The organism is Haloferax denitrificans ATCC 35960, from assembly GCF_000337795.1.
GTDB lineage: Archaea > Halobacteriota > Halobacteria > Halobacteriales > Haloferacaceae > Haloferax > Haloferax denitrificans.
Genome location: NZ_AOLP01000001.1, coordinates 168,570 through 184,092 on the forward strand (window position 1 = coordinate 168,570; position 15,523 = coordinate 184,092).

Sequence of the window (15,523 nt, forward strand, 5' to 3'; positions counted from 1 at the left end):
TCAGACACTAACACGCCGACCTGGTAAGACGCAGGGTCGTATTGCTATCGACGTGCTCGGACTCTTCGCGAGCAGTCACTCAGTCGCCGAGGTTACTGTACACGTCGCCGGCTGTACGGACCCAGACGCCAACCGAGTCACAAACCAGTAACCGTGTCAGTTAGAAATCGATTGAGAGTACAATTATCAAACAAAGATGCAATTCTATCTAGTTTTATTTCTGAAGTCACAGATATAGGAGGAATTATGTCCACTGAGCGAGAGTGAAATTCATTATTTCGTCCAGCACCGACCGAACCTTCATTCACCTCTCGCCAACTGCAGATTCGTTCTCTGCTTCGACTGTCACTGCACAGTTCACTCGATTGTACTACCTCTTAGCGTCGACACAAACTTCGTCCCCCCTCGAATGGTTACTCGTCACTGACGGAGCAGACACAGGACCCATCGAGTACGTCCTGAGCGTCGACACTGACCTCGCATCGACGATTGAGACGTGGTGTCGAGAACTCGTTCCAAATTCGTTCGACATTTCGACCACAACGACAGACCCACTGTGTTGTCTCTCACCGACTGAGTCTGACGCCACCACCAACCCAGACGATGGGGCCCTCGAATCGTATTCACCACCACGATACCGAGCCGTCGAGTTCGTGGGCGTTACAGACCGACGCGAAGACTGGCAAACGACGCTCACTCGATACGACGAGTTCACCGACAAACACAGCCGTCTTCCACTCGCAACGGTGGTGAGTACGCTTGCGGACGCGTCCGTGCCGATGGCAGTCCAGATACTCGTGAGCCCGTATCCAGACTGGCGACACCACGCCATTGACAGAACACAACGACTCAAACAGCATCGAGATACAGCCTTCCAGCGGTTCTTCGAAGACTGGATGACGACGACAGACACTGAGACCAACGACGCTGACCCAGAGATTCGCTCGCGCGTGGATGCACTCGACCAAAAAGACGCACAACACAGTTATGTGGTCACCGCCAGGGCAGTTGCGACGACGACCGACCAGCGTGCACAACTTCCCGTCTTCACTCCACTCTCGACTGCGTTTTCGCATCTCAATGGCGACTACTACCGAATCGAAGGTCGCACACACGACGGCGATCGCGCAGCATCAGTGTACGAATCACTGCGCAATCGGGTCGTGAGTGAGCCAGAACACTCAAAGTTCACTGCCAGACTGCCGTGGACGGAGAATGCCAGTCGTGGACTCGTCATGGATAGCCATGAACTCCCGTTGTTGTGTCTCGTAGATGCAGCTACTCTCCCGACAAAAGCCCACCGCGCACTCGCCCCGACACCGACAGACGAACACGGGCTTCCACGCCCACCACGTGATCGGATCGAGCGGTATCGAACAGCGGGGTTCACGCTCGGACATGCACAGACGGCCGACGGCGATGCCGAAGCCGTCCCTATCTCACTGCCGCCAGCACTCCAACCACTCCATCTCGGTCTGTTTGGCCGGACTGGATCGGGTAAGTCATCGAGTCTCGTCGCAGCACTCCTCGCGAATCACGCAGCAACCGACGGCGCCGACATCTTCATCGACCCCAAAGGCGACGGGATGGCCGACGACTATCTCCGAGCACATTATGCGAAATACGGCTCACTCGATGACGTCTATTATTTCGATTGCACAGAGACACTCCCCGCACTGTCGTTTTTCGATATTCGCGACCAACTCGATGCAGGTATCGACCGCACGACTGCTGTCGAAGACGTCGTCGACCACTACATCGATATCCTGATCGGCATCATGGGCCGGGACCGATTCGAACGAGCCGTCCGTTCACCCGATATCATTCGCTACGTTCTCAAAGCGATGTTCGATCCGATTCATGGGTCGAACGCCTTTAGCCATCGCGAGTTCCAGACGGCAGTCGCCAGACTACACGAAACGCGCGACCCACCACCGGTCGTTGATGAAGACCTCCAAGCGATGCTCGCAGGTGTCGCTGCCAACTCGAAGCGCTCGTTCGATGAACTCATGCAAGGGGTTGCGAATCGAATCGAGAAGATCCCCATCGATGCACGACTTGCGCAGGTATTCAATCACACCCCAGACGACGACAGCGACGACCCGGAGTTCGACCTTCGGAGGCTTATCGACGAAGATGCAGTCATCATTATCGATACGGGCGGTCTCAGACCAGCCTCACAACGCGTCACTACGCTCGTCATTCTCTCGGCATTGTGGACTGCGCTTCAACGCCGGACCCAGCAGGGTGACGACGAGACTGACCACCCACTCGTGAATCTGTATCTCGAAGAAGCCGCGCAGTTATCGACGTCATCGCTCTTGTCAAACCTCCTTGCTCAGTCTCGTTCGTTCGGCCTCTCGATTACCCTGGCGATGCAGTTTCCGGCACAACTCAGAGACGGGAACCCAGAGGCCTATCGTGAAGTCCTCAATAACGTCTCGACGATTGTTACTGGGAACGTCGCAGTCGACCCGCAGTTCAGTCAGCGATTTGCAACAACCGAAGTTCCCGCAACGGAGGTACAAACCCGACTACGCGCGCTTCGACGTGGCCAGTGGCTCGTGACGCTCCCTGCAGAGTTCGGACAACCAGAGCCACAGCCGTTCGTCCTCCAGAGCCCACCGCTCCCAGCTGGCCATCCAGAAAGTGATGAGCCGTTTTCGCCCGCTCGGGAGACTGCATACACAGCAGCATTCGAGTTGCTTACTGCTCGGTCCGCACACGCGTATGGTCTCGATGTCTCGGGTATCGGCAGTCGAACCACGACAGAGCACACACAGGCGCCAATGGGCCACCGCGAATCGACACCGCTTGATGATTCCGAAGAGTCGACACACCACGCGACTCCCACGGCCGCACAATCATCATCTGCAGACGCACCAACAGAATCCTATCCAACGCGGAATGCGCCGACACCTGATGCGCGTATCAACTCCGCGCTGCCGTACACGTCGCGGCTCCCGTCGATGGTGGGGTATGATCCCGAAGTCCACGTCGTCGTTTGTGATACGTGTTCGACTCGATACGATCCAACACTCACAGGCATCAAAAACGCCATTGAATGCTGTCATAGCCTCGAGGCAGTCGATCGCGATGAGATCCCAATCTCACAACTCCCACTCAAACTTTCAGCAGTCGAACGCGGCAGTAGCGCCTTTACTGACGCACAACTGCGGTTCCTCCAAGCGGTCTACTCGGCACACCAGCGTCGATTCGATCCCGAATTCGAGTACGACCTCTTGTATGACAGCATGGTTCGCCTCCAAGAGTACACCGGCATCAGATATCAGGAAGTCCAAGAACTCATCGATGGGGGATCGCTCTCGGTCGATTGCACGTATCCTCACAAACTCTATACAGTCACACCAAAAGGCCGTCGTGCGATTGCTGTTCGCCACCGCGAGGGTGTCGCCCACGGCCACGGCCGCGGCGATTTGAGCGAGTCGAGTCTCCACGTCGTCATGGTCGAGCTTGGCCGACGATATCTCGAAGCGACGTTCGTTGATACCGATGACTCAGCGGCTGTTGAGGCTGTCGCATACTTTGAACACGAAGGCTCACGTCTCGATGCGGTCTGTCTCGATGACGATGGCGATATCGTCGTCACGCTCGAAGCCGAACGTGCGAATCACGATATTTTGACTGCGGTCCCCGACGACTATGACAAGATGGCTGCGTGCGATCCCGAAGCCGCGGTGTGGGTCGTGAAGAATCGAAGTGATGCACATGAGGTCCTTCGTGCACTCAACGAGCCAAACGAGGGCCACCCACGCGTCGAAAAGACCTATAGTTCGAATTCGCCGCCATCGTCGTTCCAGATTCATCAACCCGGATTCACCGAGATGCGTACCTTACAGGAGTTGCAGTCGGGTCCGTCGGACTCGTGAGACAAAGCGAAAAAGACGAACCTACCGTCTGAACCACCCAAACAGCGACCATCCACGACCACTCTCGTCTGTCTTGTCTACGGCATCTAACGCTGCTTCCAGTTCACGTCGCCGTTCGCGTTCGGCTTCCAACTCCGCCTGTAATCGTTCGTTCTCCACGAGTACCGATTCGAGATGGCTCTGGAGGTCTTTGAGCCGGTCGAGATGGCCGGTATCGCGAGGTGAAGCTGTGTTCGAACGTTCGGTTGGTGTGGCCGACGTCGACGTCGGATCGTGTGGCGTCTGGTGGTCCGCACGTCCAGTTCGGGCGGAGTCTGTGCGCGTTGGTGAACGAGAGTCTGCATTCGACCACTGTGAGGGCTCATAAAAATCGGACGTCCGTGATACCGACCGCTCGATGGTCTTTTCTCCGTACGTCGACCCGTCGGCGAAGTGAGTTTCGTCCCATTTCTTGCGATACAATCCAGAGTCTCGCAGTAGCCGATCTATCTGTGCTGCATCACCGCCAGTCCAAAACGACAGGATAGAACACAGCGCCATATCGGCTTCTGAGTGGCTGTCATACGCGCTGGTATCGCCTTTCCACAGGCGACTGAATTTCGGCCCGTTGGCTGCGTTCGATGCGCGCTCGACCACATCCTCGTCGGTGAGGTTGTTTCCTGGCGTGTCGACAACACTCGGTGGCGTGGTGATACTGGTGGTGTTCGATGCGTGTTGTGTGTCATGCTGGCTGTGTTGTGTCTCGAAGTACGCACCGTGAATTGCGGTGAGTTCGTCTGTTCGGTCGGCGACCGTCGTGGGCGTCTCGTCGACGTGGTCGCCAGTCATTGTAAAGAATCGCGAGTGTTCGTAGAGTTCGAGGTTCCCTGTCCGGTTGCCGTCAGGCGGCAGTGATCCACGGACGATGATGTGATAGCCCGTCCCTGACGGACTGATCTCTGTATACGACGCAAGCTGGTCGATAATCACGGTCGCCCACGCTTCTGTCTCGCCCGTTTCGCGACTGCGGCAGTTGTCGAGGTCTACACCAACATATGGGTCGTCAGTACTGAACACGAAGCCGACACCGTCTGCCGCGCCCTCCGTTGCATACGCGAGCGCTTCGTCGAACGTCGTCCACGTCGCCGCATCGGTTGCTGAGGCATAGCCGCCGTTCACCGATACGGGAACCTTCGTTTCGTCTCCACCGCGTGTCTGTTTACGCCACCCTACCCATTGACCTCGTTCGAGGAGTTTGTCGGGGAGTCTGTCGCGTTCGGGTAGGGGTGGCGTCATCGGTACGCGATGGTCTCGGGGACACGTAGATAGCTATTTCGTGCTGCTACACCGGTGGGTCAATTCCCCTGAATTCTACACTGGTTTGGAAGTGAGGGATGTGTCAATACACCCTCTACAGCCCCAGATCTCAGGGGTGTACATCCACGTCGAGTTCCCGTAAGGGTGTATGGGAGCTGTGACTCCGATTGGGTGTAGATACAGATTCGAACCACGGCCTCAAGATGGACGTCCATCGAACTGACTCTGGGATATTGGCGTCTTGCGGCGCTCAGACGTACGATTCGGTCTGAGGTGGACCCACATACTCGTGGGCGTTCACCTCCTATCCACCCGTGGTCGAGTATACGCGAATCCGCTATTCTCCAGTACACCACATCAGAGGAGTGGTGTATCGGCAGTTTTCAACAGCTCGATTGGCCTCGTTGATTGGGATTGCTGCTTGCTCATATCTGTTCATCGTTGCTTCCCACGCGAGACTCGAAAACACCGAAACTCCATCTTTCGGGCGCTTCGACGTCCCGTTCTTGTGTTCGTCTCGACTCGAAGAGGAGCTTTTGCGCTGGTGACCAAACCAGCGTGCACGACGAAGCCGAGAGATATCAGTCGTTGCCAGTATGGTGTCTATTGTTGCGGGACAGATAGTGGGGTGTATCCAATCGAAGTAGAGATATTCGGCGGAGGCGCCAGACAGACCGACGAAGGTGTTGTTCATGAGCCGCCGACCTCCCCTCACGCCTTTGGGTGTTCACTCCCCGTTGTTCGACCTTGGAAGTCGTCGAACGGCTTTTCGTACCTCTCGCGGGCGACTTGTCCAGGATCCGCGAACGGGTCGTAGGTGATGTCTTCACGGTTCCGAGCCGACTTCCTTCGTCCTGCCCGGTCCCGCGTCGCCACAGCGCGACTATCGACGCGAGGACGACTGCGGCGAACAGACCGCCCAAGAAGAGATTGATCGGGTACTCGAGCGCGGGCACGACGAACACGAGAACCAACACGAGCGCAGTTAGTTGGAACGCGTACAGCAGGTAGCTGAACCACGTCCTGGAGAGTGAAACCGTTCGACCCATCTCTTGGGAACGTAGAGACACCACCGCCAAAGTGCTTCACACTGAGATGGCTCTGTTGAATCCCTCGGAGATCGTGTGGACGGAACTGTGCCGAAAAGGTGCGCACTCGAATACCCGGAGCCTCACCGACTGTCGTCGTCTTGTGTGTCGTTACGCCTCGAATTCGACCACGCGACGGCGATGCTCGGAAGTAGGAGAAGCACCGCCCCACCGAGCAAGAGGAGTGTGACGAGGAGATACAAAACCAGGGTGAACAGTAGGTCAATCACCCTCGAATCGGTACGTTCTCGTCAGGGCAGGCTCCGGAAACGTCGACTACGCCGTGTCGGTCGACGACCACCATCTGACACTTGACTCGTTCGGGGAATGAGTTCGGAACGTTTGGCCGAAACGCGAACCGACGCGAGCGACCCCGTCAGTTATCAAGATACGGCTCACAGACCCGCTCGACACCCTCCTCAAAGCTAACCTCGGGTTCCCACCCGGTCGCCTCGTGCATCTTCGAGTAGTCCGCTTTCGTGTCGTGGACGTACACTTCGAACGGATTTTCCACGTACGTTGGCTCGACGTCCGTCCCAAGCACCTCGTTTATCATGTCGACCATCTCGTTGAACGAGTAGCTCTCGCCGGTCCCCAAGTTGTAGATGCCCTGCAACCGCTCGTCGGCGGCGAGTTCCAACCCACGGACGATATCGTCGACGTGGGTGAAGTCGCGCGTCTGCGACCCGTCGCCGAAGAGCTCCGGCGACTCGCCGGCCGCGATTTTGTCGGCGAACTGCGCGACCGTATTCGCGAACTCGCCTTTGTGTTCCTCCGCGCCGCCGAAGCCCTGATACACCGAGAAAAATCGCATCCCGGCCAACTGCATGTCGTAGTGGTGGTGGAAGTACTCCGCGTAGCGCTCCCGCGCCAGCTTCGACGCCTCGTACCCCGTCCGGGACTCGACGGGCATGTCCTCCGGCGAGGGCTCGGTTCGCGACCCGTAAATTGACGACGTCGTCGCGTACACAACCGTCTCACAGCCGTCCGTTCGGGCCTGTTCGACCGTGTTGACGAAGCCTTCGATGTTGACGCGGGCACCCTTCGTCGGGTTCTCCTCGTGCATCTTGTACGACGACAGCGCCGCCAGATGGAACACCACGTCCACCCCCTCGGTCGGGAGGTCGTCGTCGAGGACGCTCGCGTCGTGGAACTCCACGGCGTCGTCGAGGTTCTCGGGCGTCCCGAGATAGAGGTCGTCGATTGCGATGACGTCGTTGTCGCCGGCGAGAGAGTTCGCGAGGTTCGAACCGATGAATCCGGCACCGCCAGTAACGAGGACTCGTTTGCCGTCCATACGGCAAAGCTCTCACGGAGTGACAAGAACGTATCGTCAACGTAGTGTGTAGGGTAGGTAGCTCTATAGTTTCCGTTCGCGGGACGACAAACTGCCACAATTCACCTGCGAGAGACCAGAGGGGCACCTTGAGGTCTTGTCTTCTACCGAGAACACAGTTCACCTACTTGTGCCCATAATCCCTGTCGTCCCAGAGTATACCACTATCCAAACTGTTCCATGTGTTCTGTTTCTTACCCACACACCAGTCCGCAAGTGTTCTACTGAGACAGACAAGTCTCAGATGGGGGGCCAGCACCCCTCACCAACCTCGCCATCACACACTACCAGTCCGAGACGATTCACCCATGTTCTGATCGGAACGGCAGACTTGGACGAATCCTCATCGTCCTCCAACTGCACGACGCGGGTTATCTATTGGGTCCCTATCTCTCCCCGAATGCCTACCTCAATCGGAACAAACAGGAGTACGTTGAGAAGATGCGCGCAGTCAGCGAAGCGGGAAGCTGGCGGGGCTGGATTCAATTGGGGTTTTATTTCGAACACGGTATGGAGGACACTACTGAGACACCTTCGCTTGGGAGAGCATCGACCCCACAACACTATGTCGTTCGAAATGAAATCTACTGAACAATTGATCCACTCCATATCAGCTCAGACTGCCATATATACGGATTTCAAGCAGTAAATTCGACTCGAATACGATATCTGGGGTCGCCAACGACCCACGACGAATCGGAAATTAACACGTATATCCGACAATCGCGTGTTTCGACGGTATATGCAATTCTGTACCGAGTGCGGCTCGATGATGCACACGGAGGGCGACACGTGGGTGTGTCGTTCCTGTGAGCACGAGGAGCCGCGTGACTCGCAAGCGGAGGCGGCGATGGCGATTCAGGACGGACAGCGAGACGACGGCGCACCCGCCGTGGCCGACGCGACGCGGGGCTCCACCGAGACGATGCAGGAGCCCTGTCCGGCGGACGACTGCGACAGCGACCGGGCCCACTACCAGATGATGCCGAAGCCGGGTGGCTCCTACGAGGTTCGGCTGTTCATCTGCGTCGAGTGCGGTCACAGGTGGCGCGAGTCCTGACGCTCCGGTGACTCACCGACCCACAGACAGCCTACCGCATCGACAACCCGGCCCCCAACCCCGTCCCGAGCGCCACGCCGATTGCGATTCCGAGCGCGAGATTGTCCGTCACGAGCCCGAGTGCGACGCCGAAGCCGGTCCCAATCGCAATCCAGGTGCCCATCGTCGCCGAGTCGATACCCCCGTCGTCGGTCCCACTCATGCGTGAACGATCACCGCGAGTCGAGATAGGGGTTCGTGACGGAGAACAGACAACAGACGCGCGTCGTCGACAACTATCTCGTCCGATCGCCGTGACCTGACCGAAGTCTCACAGCCATGCAACTGCCACACCACAACCCGAATCGGCTGTGGGAGTCGTAGACGTCGGACGGTGACCACAGCGGAAGATTGCGTGGTGAAACGAGCGGAACGCTCACTCCTCGAGGAAGCCGAGTTGCTCGGCGATCTCCCGCGGGTCGTAGTACATCCGCTCTTCCTGTATCTTGCCGTCGGCGATGACGAACGCGGACATACCCTTGTGCTCGAACGTGCGTCCGGTCGGGGGGAGGCCGTTGAAGTCGCCGTCGTGGGTCCCCGTCGCCCTCCATTCGGTCATGACCGTCTCGGCGTCTTCGAGGAGGACTTCGGGAGTGATTGTGAAATCGGGGAACGCAGTCCGAAGTTCGCGGACGTACGCGCCGAGCGCATCCGGACCGTGCAGTTCACCACCGGGAGCGCTCGGCTCGTAGGCGACGAACGAATCGGAGACGGCGTCTGTGTTCGAGTCCGCACCGTTCCAGAGCGCGAGATAGGCGCTCATGGGCTGTTCGTGTCTGGTCGAGACGTTCGAGGTCATTGGTCTAAACACCTCGCTAGAGAGAGGTGCCAAACCGGCATATAATCGTCAGACATCTCTCGTGGGTCGAGAACCGGTTTCTCTCCGGAGGGAGCAGAACGGTGGCGTGGACAGACCGATTCGACAGCGATTCGGACAACCAGACAGGGACGTTCCCAGCGAGCGACAATCACGGCGAGAGTTGATACGGTCCGCGAGTCTACGGTTACGTAGAGGTGAGAAAGATGATCGAAACGGCGACCGTCGTACTCCAGTGGAGTGGACACGGTCCGATGGGTCCTCACGGCGGCCACGGGGTCGCCGCGGGGGGCGCGACGGCCACCGGGGGCATGGGACCGTGGTGGCTCGCGCTCGGTCTCCTCCTCCTGGTCGTACTCGCCGGGGTGAGTCTCGCGTACGTCAGTCGCGTACGAGCGGACAGTACCGAGGCGGCTCCCCCGAAAGAAGCCGACAGTGCCATGGAAGACCTCCGAACGCAGTATGCACGCGGCGAAATCGACGACGAGGAGTTTGCAAACCGAGCGGCCACGTTGAATCTGGAGTGGGGATAGACGGGGGTTCGCGCAGAGAACCCGTCGAACGTACCAAAATCAGATACGTTGTCGAAGTCGAACAACTGATATCAGATATTCGATATTCTGAGACCGTGTCTACTTTTCTATCTGTTTTCACAGTGTCGACATGAGAGAAACAACCGGTTCATATATCGCATCCATAGTCGCTTAAGAGAACAACACATTCTGCTCAGAAACAGAATCACTCACAGAAGCAGAATATAACTCGGCACTTCAGAGTAGACTTTGTAGTCCCGTGACAGAACGGATTCCGCTACTAATCCGAAGAAGTACAACTCCTCAGTCAATTATTCATTTCGGATATATTCGTAGCCGTATCTGTCTTTGGCGGTGTTTTCATCAGCACCCAGATAGATTCAGGCACGACCGCGACCGCGACGCCCGAGTCCGCTCGGTGCAGAGACTCGTGAAACGGGAGGCGGCGGTCGTCAGCGGTCGAACGCGTCCGAGCGGTCGAGGAGCTCCGAGACCGACTGTCCGGCGGATTCGACGACGTCGAGCGTCACGCGTCTGGCCTCGTACGGTTCGACGATCGCGCCGGGGCCGCCGACGGTCAGCTGTTCGGTGCCGTCGTCGATGGTGAACGAGTTCTCGATGGGAATCGAGTTCGTCGTCGGTTTCACGAGCCCCTGCGTGATGTCGGTAATCGTCCCCGAGCGCGTTTCGAACGCCTCGTTCGAGTCCGCCGGTCTGAGTTCGAGCTCCGCGACGAGCGTGTAGCCGCGTTTCTGATACCGGGTCGCCGCGAAAATCGCGTGTCGGAAGCGGTCGTACGTCGCCGGAAGCTCGTCGGGTTCGTGCAGGTAAATCTCCTCTGCGAGCGGCCAGTAGTTGCCGAGGAACGACCCCACGAGCGCGGGGGACAGGCGGTCTTCGGTGAAGCTGATCGCCTGATGGTTCGACCCCCGGCCCATGACGAACTCCGGCGGGGAAAACAGCCCGTGGGTCCGGTCGACGCAGACGAGCATCGGCCCGCCGTCGGCCCAGTACCGGACGACACTGCCGAGCCCCTGCAACGCCGACTCCGAGACGGCGTCGTCCCCGTGGCCGTTGGCGAGGACGAGCGTGAGCACCCCCCGGTCGACGGCGGCCGCCAGCTCGGGCGCGAGGTCCGGAAGCAACGACGCCGGCACCGACACGTTGACCTCGTTTTCGGCCTGCTGTACCAGCGACGCGATGCGCTTTTTCACGGTGGACTTGGATTTGATGACCTCGTAGCGACGGTCCTCGCCGGGGTCGGGGTTGTGGATGGCTTCGAGCTGTGTTTCGAGCGAGGACAACTGGTTCGAGAGCTCCCTCACGACGACCGCCGGGTCGACGGCGCGAATCGTCGTCGGCGTCTCGTGGTCGTTGACCTCGACGAGGCCGCGGTCCTCGAACTCCCCGAGGACGTTGTAGACGTAGCGCTTGGACACGCCGGCGCGCTGGGCGAGGTCGCTCGCTTTCGCCTCGCCCCGCTCCAAGAGCGCGACGTACGTGTCGACCTCTTTGTCGGAGAAACCGAACGCCTTCAGCCGTTCGCGAACGGTTGGTTCATCGATGGTCACTACCCCGTCTTTCGGGACGACCGATAATTGAACTGTTCGTTGGCGACAGGACTACGAGCGACGCGCCGGCGGCGTCGCGTCGAAGCGGCGGCCCCGCGAGGGGGGCTACTCCTCGGTGTCGTAGGACTCGCCGACCGCCGACGGCACGCGGGTGTAGCCAACGCCGACGAGGACGACGAGCACGGCGACGTAGGGGAACAGCCCGGTGATGCTCCCCGGAAGCGAGATACCGATGGTCTGCAGTTGAATCTGGAGCATGTCCATCGCCCCGAACAGGAGCGACGCGCCGTAGGTCCCGAGCGGGTTGTAGTTGCCGAAGAGGTACGCGACGATGGCTATCCAGCCGCGGCCGTCGACCATCGTCACGCCGGTTCCGGTGAACCCGCTCCCGATGCCGATAGACAGGACCGCGCCGCCCAAACCGGCCATGACGCCGGAGAAGATGACCGTCGCATAGCGGACGCGGTTGACGTCGACGCCGGCGGTGTCGAGCGCCTCCGGGTTCTCGCCGGCCGCCTGGACCCAGTAGCCGTAGCGCGTGCGGAACAGGACGACCCAGGCCGCGACGGCGACAACGATGGTCAGCAAGACGAGCGGCGAGGCGTCGAAGAACAGCCGTCCGAGAACCGGAATCTCGGCGAGGACGGGCACCGAAACCGCGTCGATGTTCGGGAGCGAGGGGCTGGAGACGCCGCCCCACAGCACCGTGGCGGCGAACGGCCCGAAGCCGAGCCCGATGAACCAGACGGCGAGGCCGGCGACGATCTGGTTGGCCTCGTACCGAATCAACAGGACGGCGAACAGCGTCGCCAGCACGCCGGAGACGAGCGCGACCGCGACGAAGGCCGCCCAGAGGTGCGCCTGCGTGATGCCGTCGCCGCCGGCGAGGAGCCACGCGACCGCGGCGCCGACGAGCGCGCCGAATATCATGAACCCCTCCAGCCCGATGTTGAACACGCCGCTTTTCTCGGCGTACAGGCCGCCGATGGCCGCGAGCGCGATGGGCGTCGCCGCCTGCAGGGCGCGTTCGAGCGCACCGACCGTCACGAGGTCCGACCCCGGGAGGTCGACGAAAAGCAGGAGCGCGATGACGGCGACGAGCGCACCGAGGACGCCGACCAGCGTCCGGCGGTCGTCGACGAGCGTTCGAGCGGTACTCATTCGCGGTCACCTCCGAGCGAGGTGTACCGTCCAGCCGCGCGGAACAGCTCCGGCGCGGCGACGAACAGGACGATGAGCCCGATGACGCCGTCGACGAGTTCGCTCGGCACGTCGAGCGTGAAGCCGATGTACTGGCCGCCGGCGTCGAGGCCGCCGAAAAGCAGGCCGGCGGGAATCACGCCGAGCGGGTTGTTCGCCGCGAGGAGGCTCACGGCGATGGCGTCGAAGCCGAACGTGGGGAACGTGTTGGGGTCGCTGTAGTAGCCGAGAATCATAATCGCGAAGAGCGCGCCGGCGAGGCCGGCGATCATCCCGGAGATGGTCATCGTCCGGACGATCATCCGCTTGGGGTCGACGCCGGAGTACTTGGCCGCCGGCTCTTGGTAGCCGCTCGTGACGAGGTCGTAGCCGAAGCCGGTCCGGTCCATCACCAGATAGACGACGGCGACCGTCAGGAGCGCCACCCCGAGTCCGAGAATGGAAAACGACGGGCTCTCGAAGACGAGTCCGGGAAGCCCGACGTAGTCGGGGAACTGTTCGGTGTTCGGCGCGGCCGCCCCCTCCGGGCGGAGGTACGCGTCGAGCAGGAAGTAGACGACGCCCGAGGCGATGAAGTTCAGCATGATGGTCGTGATGACCTCGTTCGCGCCGGCGTACACCTTCATCATCCCCGGGAGCGCCCCGTACGCGCCGCCGGCCGCCAGCGCCAACAGCGCGGCCAGCGCCATCAGCGGAACCGCGGAGATAGACGAGTTCGGGAGCAACGGCGCGGCGAACAGGATGCCGAGGGTGGCCGCGAAGCCGCCGACGACGAACTGGCCCTGCACGCCGATGTTGAACACGCCCGCGCGGAACGCGACCGCGACCGCGACGCCCGTCAGAATCAGCATCGACGACTGTCGGAGCATGAACGCGAGGTTCGAGGCGTTCCCGACCGCGCCGTAGACGAGCGACGAGACGAACTCGACGGCGTCGTACCCCGAGGCGGCGACGATGACCGCGCCGATGAGCAACGCGAGCGCGGTGGCGACGAGCGCGATGACGACGCGTTCGAGCACCGACGCGTCGAGCATGTGGTCGGCGATGCGGTCCGCGAGAGACCGGACGCCGGTCGCGGCGTCGCTCACGCGTCACCCTCCACGCCGCTCGCCGCGCGTTCGGTGCCGTCCCGAGCCCGCCCGGCCATCAGTAAGCCGAGTTCCTCTTCGGTCACGTCGTCGGGGTCGACGGTGTCGACGACCGACCCCTCGTACATGACGGCCGTGCGGTCCGAGAGCTTCTGGACCTCGTCGAGCTTCGACGAGACGAGGAGGATGGCGACGCCCGCCTCCCGCATGTCCTGAAACCGCTGGTGGATGAACTCGATAGAGCCGATGTCGACGCCGCGGGTCGGGTGGGCCGCGACGAGCACCGACGGGTCGCGTTCGAGCTCGCGGCCGACGATGAACTTCTGTTGGTTGCCGCCCGAGAGCGATTTCGCGGTCGCCTCGGGGTTCCGCGGCCGCACGTCGTACTCGTCGATTATCTCGTCGGCGTGGTCGCCGATGCGTTGCCAGTCGAGAAAGAGCCCGTCGGAGAAGGCGTCCATCGTCTGGTTGCTCAAAAGCGCGTTCCTGACGAGCGTGTAGTCCTGAACGAGGCCCTCTTCGAGCCGGTCGCCGGGGACGTACGAGATGCCGTCTTCGATGCGGCGGCGACGGGACAGCTCGGTGATGTCGCGCCCCTGAAGCGAGACTGTGCCCCGCTCCGGGGTTCGCATCCCGGTGATGGCCTCGATGAGCTCCTGTTGGCCGTTGCCTTCGACGCCGGCGATGCCGAGAATCTCTCCTTCCCGAACCGAGAGGCTCACGTCGCGGGCCTGTTCGAGCCCGCGCTCGTCGCGCACGGTCACGCCGTCGACGGTGAGCGCGACCTCGCCGGGCGTTCCCTCCGCCGAGTCGACGTCGAAAAGCACCTCGCGGCCGACCATCATGCGGGCGAGTTCGTTCTGCGACGTCTCCGCCGCGTCGACCGTCCCGACGGCGCTCCCGTCCCGGAGGACGGTGATGTCGTCGGCCGCGTGCATCGCCTCGTCCAGCTTGTGGGTGATGAAGATGAGCGACCGCCCGTCGGCGGTGAGCGCCTCCATCACGTCGAACAGCCCCTCGACCTCCTGGGGCGTCAACACGGCCGTCGGCTCGTCGAGGATGAGCGTGTCGGCGCCTCGATAGAGGCTCTTGACGATTTCGACGTGCTGTTGGATGCCGAGTCCGAGCTCTTCGATTGGCGTGTCGAGATGCTCGTCGACGGAGAAGCCGTAGGTGTCGCAGATTTCGGTGATGCGACGGCGGGCCGCCTGCTCGTCGACGAGTCCCCGCGACGAGGGCTCGTGACCGAGCACGACGTTCTGGAGGACGGTCATGTTGTCGACGAGCTGGAAGTGCTGGTGAATCATCCCGATGCCCGCCGCGATGGCGTCTCTGGGGGAGTCGAACGAACGGGGCTCGCCGTCGACGGCGATGGTCCCCTCGTTCGGCTCGTACAGGCCGTACAGGACGTTCATCAGGGTCGTCTTTCCAGCCCCGTTCTCGCCGACGACGGCGTGAATCGACCCGCGGTCGAGCGTGAGGTCGACGCTGTCGTTGGCGACGACGTCGCCGAAGCGTTTCGTGATGTCCGTGAGCTGAACTGCTGGTGCGGTCGTGTCTGTCATGGGTTGGAGTCTACGCTGTCGGTGAAAACCCTGCGAGGTG

11 protein-coding genes and 1 pseudogene are annotated in these 15,523 nt (G+C 60.8%); 4 read left to right on the forward strand and 8 right to left on the reverse strand.

The annotated features are described in order from the left end of the window. Nucleotides 1–263 precede the first annotated feature (263 nt). Nucleotides 264–3,890, forward strand: a complete 3,627-nt coding sequence (locus tag C438_RS18740) for a type IV secretory system conjugative DNA transfer family protein (protein WP_239640621.1) — start codon at nucleotides 264–266, stop codon at nucleotides 3,888–3,890. Nucleotides 3,891–3,911: 21 nt separating this feature from the next. On the opposite strand, the gene C438_RS18745 is transcribed toward C438_RS18740, so the two are convergent. Together C438_RS18745 and C438_RS00700 are read right to left on the reverse strand one after the other, a co-directional pair. Continuing rightward, the gene (locus C438_RS18745; protein ID WP_004967284.1) at nucleotides 3,912–5,165 is read right to left on the reverse strand and encodes a phage NrS-1 polymerase family protein; all 1,254 of its coding nucleotides are present in this window, start codon (nucleotides 5,163–5,165) and stop codon (nucleotides 3,912–3,914) included. Nucleotides 5,166–6,650: 1,485 nt separating this feature from the next. After that, nucleotides 6,651–7,571, reverse strand: a complete 921-nt coding sequence (locus C438_RS00700; protein WP_004967285.1) for an NAD-dependent epimerase/dehydratase family protein — start codon at nucleotides 7,569–7,571, stop codon at nucleotides 6,651–6,653. A gap of 297 nt (nucleotides 7,572–7,868) precedes the next feature. On the opposite strand from C438_RS00700, the pseudogene C438_RS18755 reads away from it, so the two are divergent. After that, nucleotides 7,869–8,126, forward strand: a pseudogene (locus C438_RS18755) (Fic family protein); the annotation flags it as partial. 226 nt (nucleotides 8,127–8,352) lie between these two features. Next, nucleotides 8,353–8,670: an RPA12/RPB9/RPC11 RNA polymerase family protein gene (locus C438_RS00705; protein ID WP_004967286.1), complete on the forward strand. Its 318-nt coding sequence runs from the start codon at nucleotides 8,353–8,355 to the stop codon at nucleotides 8,668–8,670. A gap of 31 nt (nucleotides 8,671–8,701) precedes the next feature. Here C438_RS00705 and C438_RS19555 read toward each other — a convergent pair whose 3' ends face one another. Together C438_RS19555 and C438_RS00710 are read right to left on the reverse strand one after the other, a co-directional pair. Beyond that, nucleotides 8,702–8,872: a hypothetical protein gene (locus C438_RS19555; protein ID WP_004967289.1), complete on the reverse strand. Its 171-nt coding sequence runs from the start codon at nucleotides 8,870–8,872 to the stop codon at nucleotides 8,702–8,704. Between the two features lie 213 nt (nucleotides 8,873–9,085). Beyond that, on the reverse strand, nucleotides 9,086–9,508 hold the full coding sequence (locus C438_RS00710) for an ester cyclase (RefSeq protein ID WP_004967290.1): 423 nt from the start codon (nucleotides 9,506–9,508) through the stop codon (nucleotides 9,086–9,088). Between the two features lie 224 nt (nucleotides 9,509–9,732). Between C438_RS00710 and C438_RS00715 the strand changes: the two genes are divergently transcribed. Next, nucleotides 9,733–10,059, forward strand: coding sequence for an SHOCT domain-containing protein (locus tag C438_RS00715; RefSeq protein WP_004967292.1), 327 nt, complete (start codon nucleotides 9,733–9,735; stop codon nucleotides 10,057–10,059). Nucleotides 10,060–10,511: 452 nt separating this feature from the next. Here C438_RS00715 and C438_RS00720 read toward each other — a convergent pair whose 3' ends face one another. The 4 genes from C438_RS00720 to C438_RS00735 form a co-directional block, all read right to left on the reverse strand. Next, nucleotides 10,512–11,630, reverse strand: a complete 1,119-nt coding sequence (locus tag C438_RS00720; RefSeq protein ID WP_004967294.1) for a TrmB family transcriptional regulator — start codon at nucleotides 11,628–11,630, stop codon at nucleotides 10,512–10,514. Nucleotides 11,631–11,735: 105 nt separating this feature from the next. Beyond that, on the reverse strand, nucleotides 11,736–12,791 hold the full coding sequence (locus C438_RS00725) for an ABC transporter permease (protein WP_004967295.1): 1,056 nt from the start codon (nucleotides 12,789–12,791) through the stop codon (nucleotides 11,736–11,738). Next, nucleotides 12,788–13,918 (reverse strand): ABC transporter permease, encoded by a 1,131-nt coding sequence (locus C438_RS00730; RefSeq protein ID WP_004967297.1) that lies wholly within the window; start codon nucleotides 13,916–13,918, stop codon nucleotides 12,788–12,790. Before C438_RS00730 ends, C438_RS00725 begins: the two co-directional genes overlap by 4 nt. Then, nucleotides 13,915–15,483 (reverse strand): ABC transporter ATP-binding protein, encoded by a 1,569-nt coding sequence (locus C438_RS00735; RefSeq protein ID WP_004967298.1) that lies wholly within the window; start codon nucleotides 15,481–15,483, stop codon nucleotides 13,915–13,917. The genes C438_RS00730 and C438_RS00735 overlap by 4 nt, the downstream gene beginning before the upstream one ends. Nucleotides 15,484–15,523: the final 40 nt, after the last annotated feature.

Coding starts and splice junctions, on each gene's coding strand:
- C438_RS00710 (WP_004967290.1), bottom strand. CDS start 9,508: ATGACCTCGAACGTCTCGACCAGACACGAACAGCCCATGAGCGCCTAT.
- C438_RS00715 (WP_004967292.1), top strand. CDS start 9,733: ATGATCGAAACGGCGACCGTCGTACTCCAGTGGAGTGGACACGGTCCG.
- C438_RS00705 (WP_004967286.1), top strand. CDS start 8,353: ATGCAATTCTGTACCGAGTGCGGCTCGATGATGCACACGGAGGGCGAC.
- C438_RS00735 (WP_004967298.1), bottom strand. CDS start 15,483: ATGACAGACACGACCGCACCAGCAGTTCAGCTCACGGACATCACGAAA.
- C438_RS00700 (WP_004967285.1), bottom strand. CDS start 7,571: ATGGACGGCAAACGAGTCCTCGTTACTGGCGGTGCCGGATTCATCGGT.
- C438_RS00725 (WP_004967295.1), bottom strand. CDS start 12,791: ATGAGTACCGCTCGAACGCTCGTCGACGACCGCCGGACGCTGGTCGGC.
- C438_RS19555 (WP_004967289.1), bottom strand. CDS start 8,872: ATGAGTGGGACCGACGACGGGGGTATCGACTCGGCGACGATGGGCACC.
- C438_RS18745 (WP_004967284.1), bottom strand. CDS start 5,165: ATGACGCCACCCCTACCCGAACGCGACAGACTCCCCGACAAACTCCTC.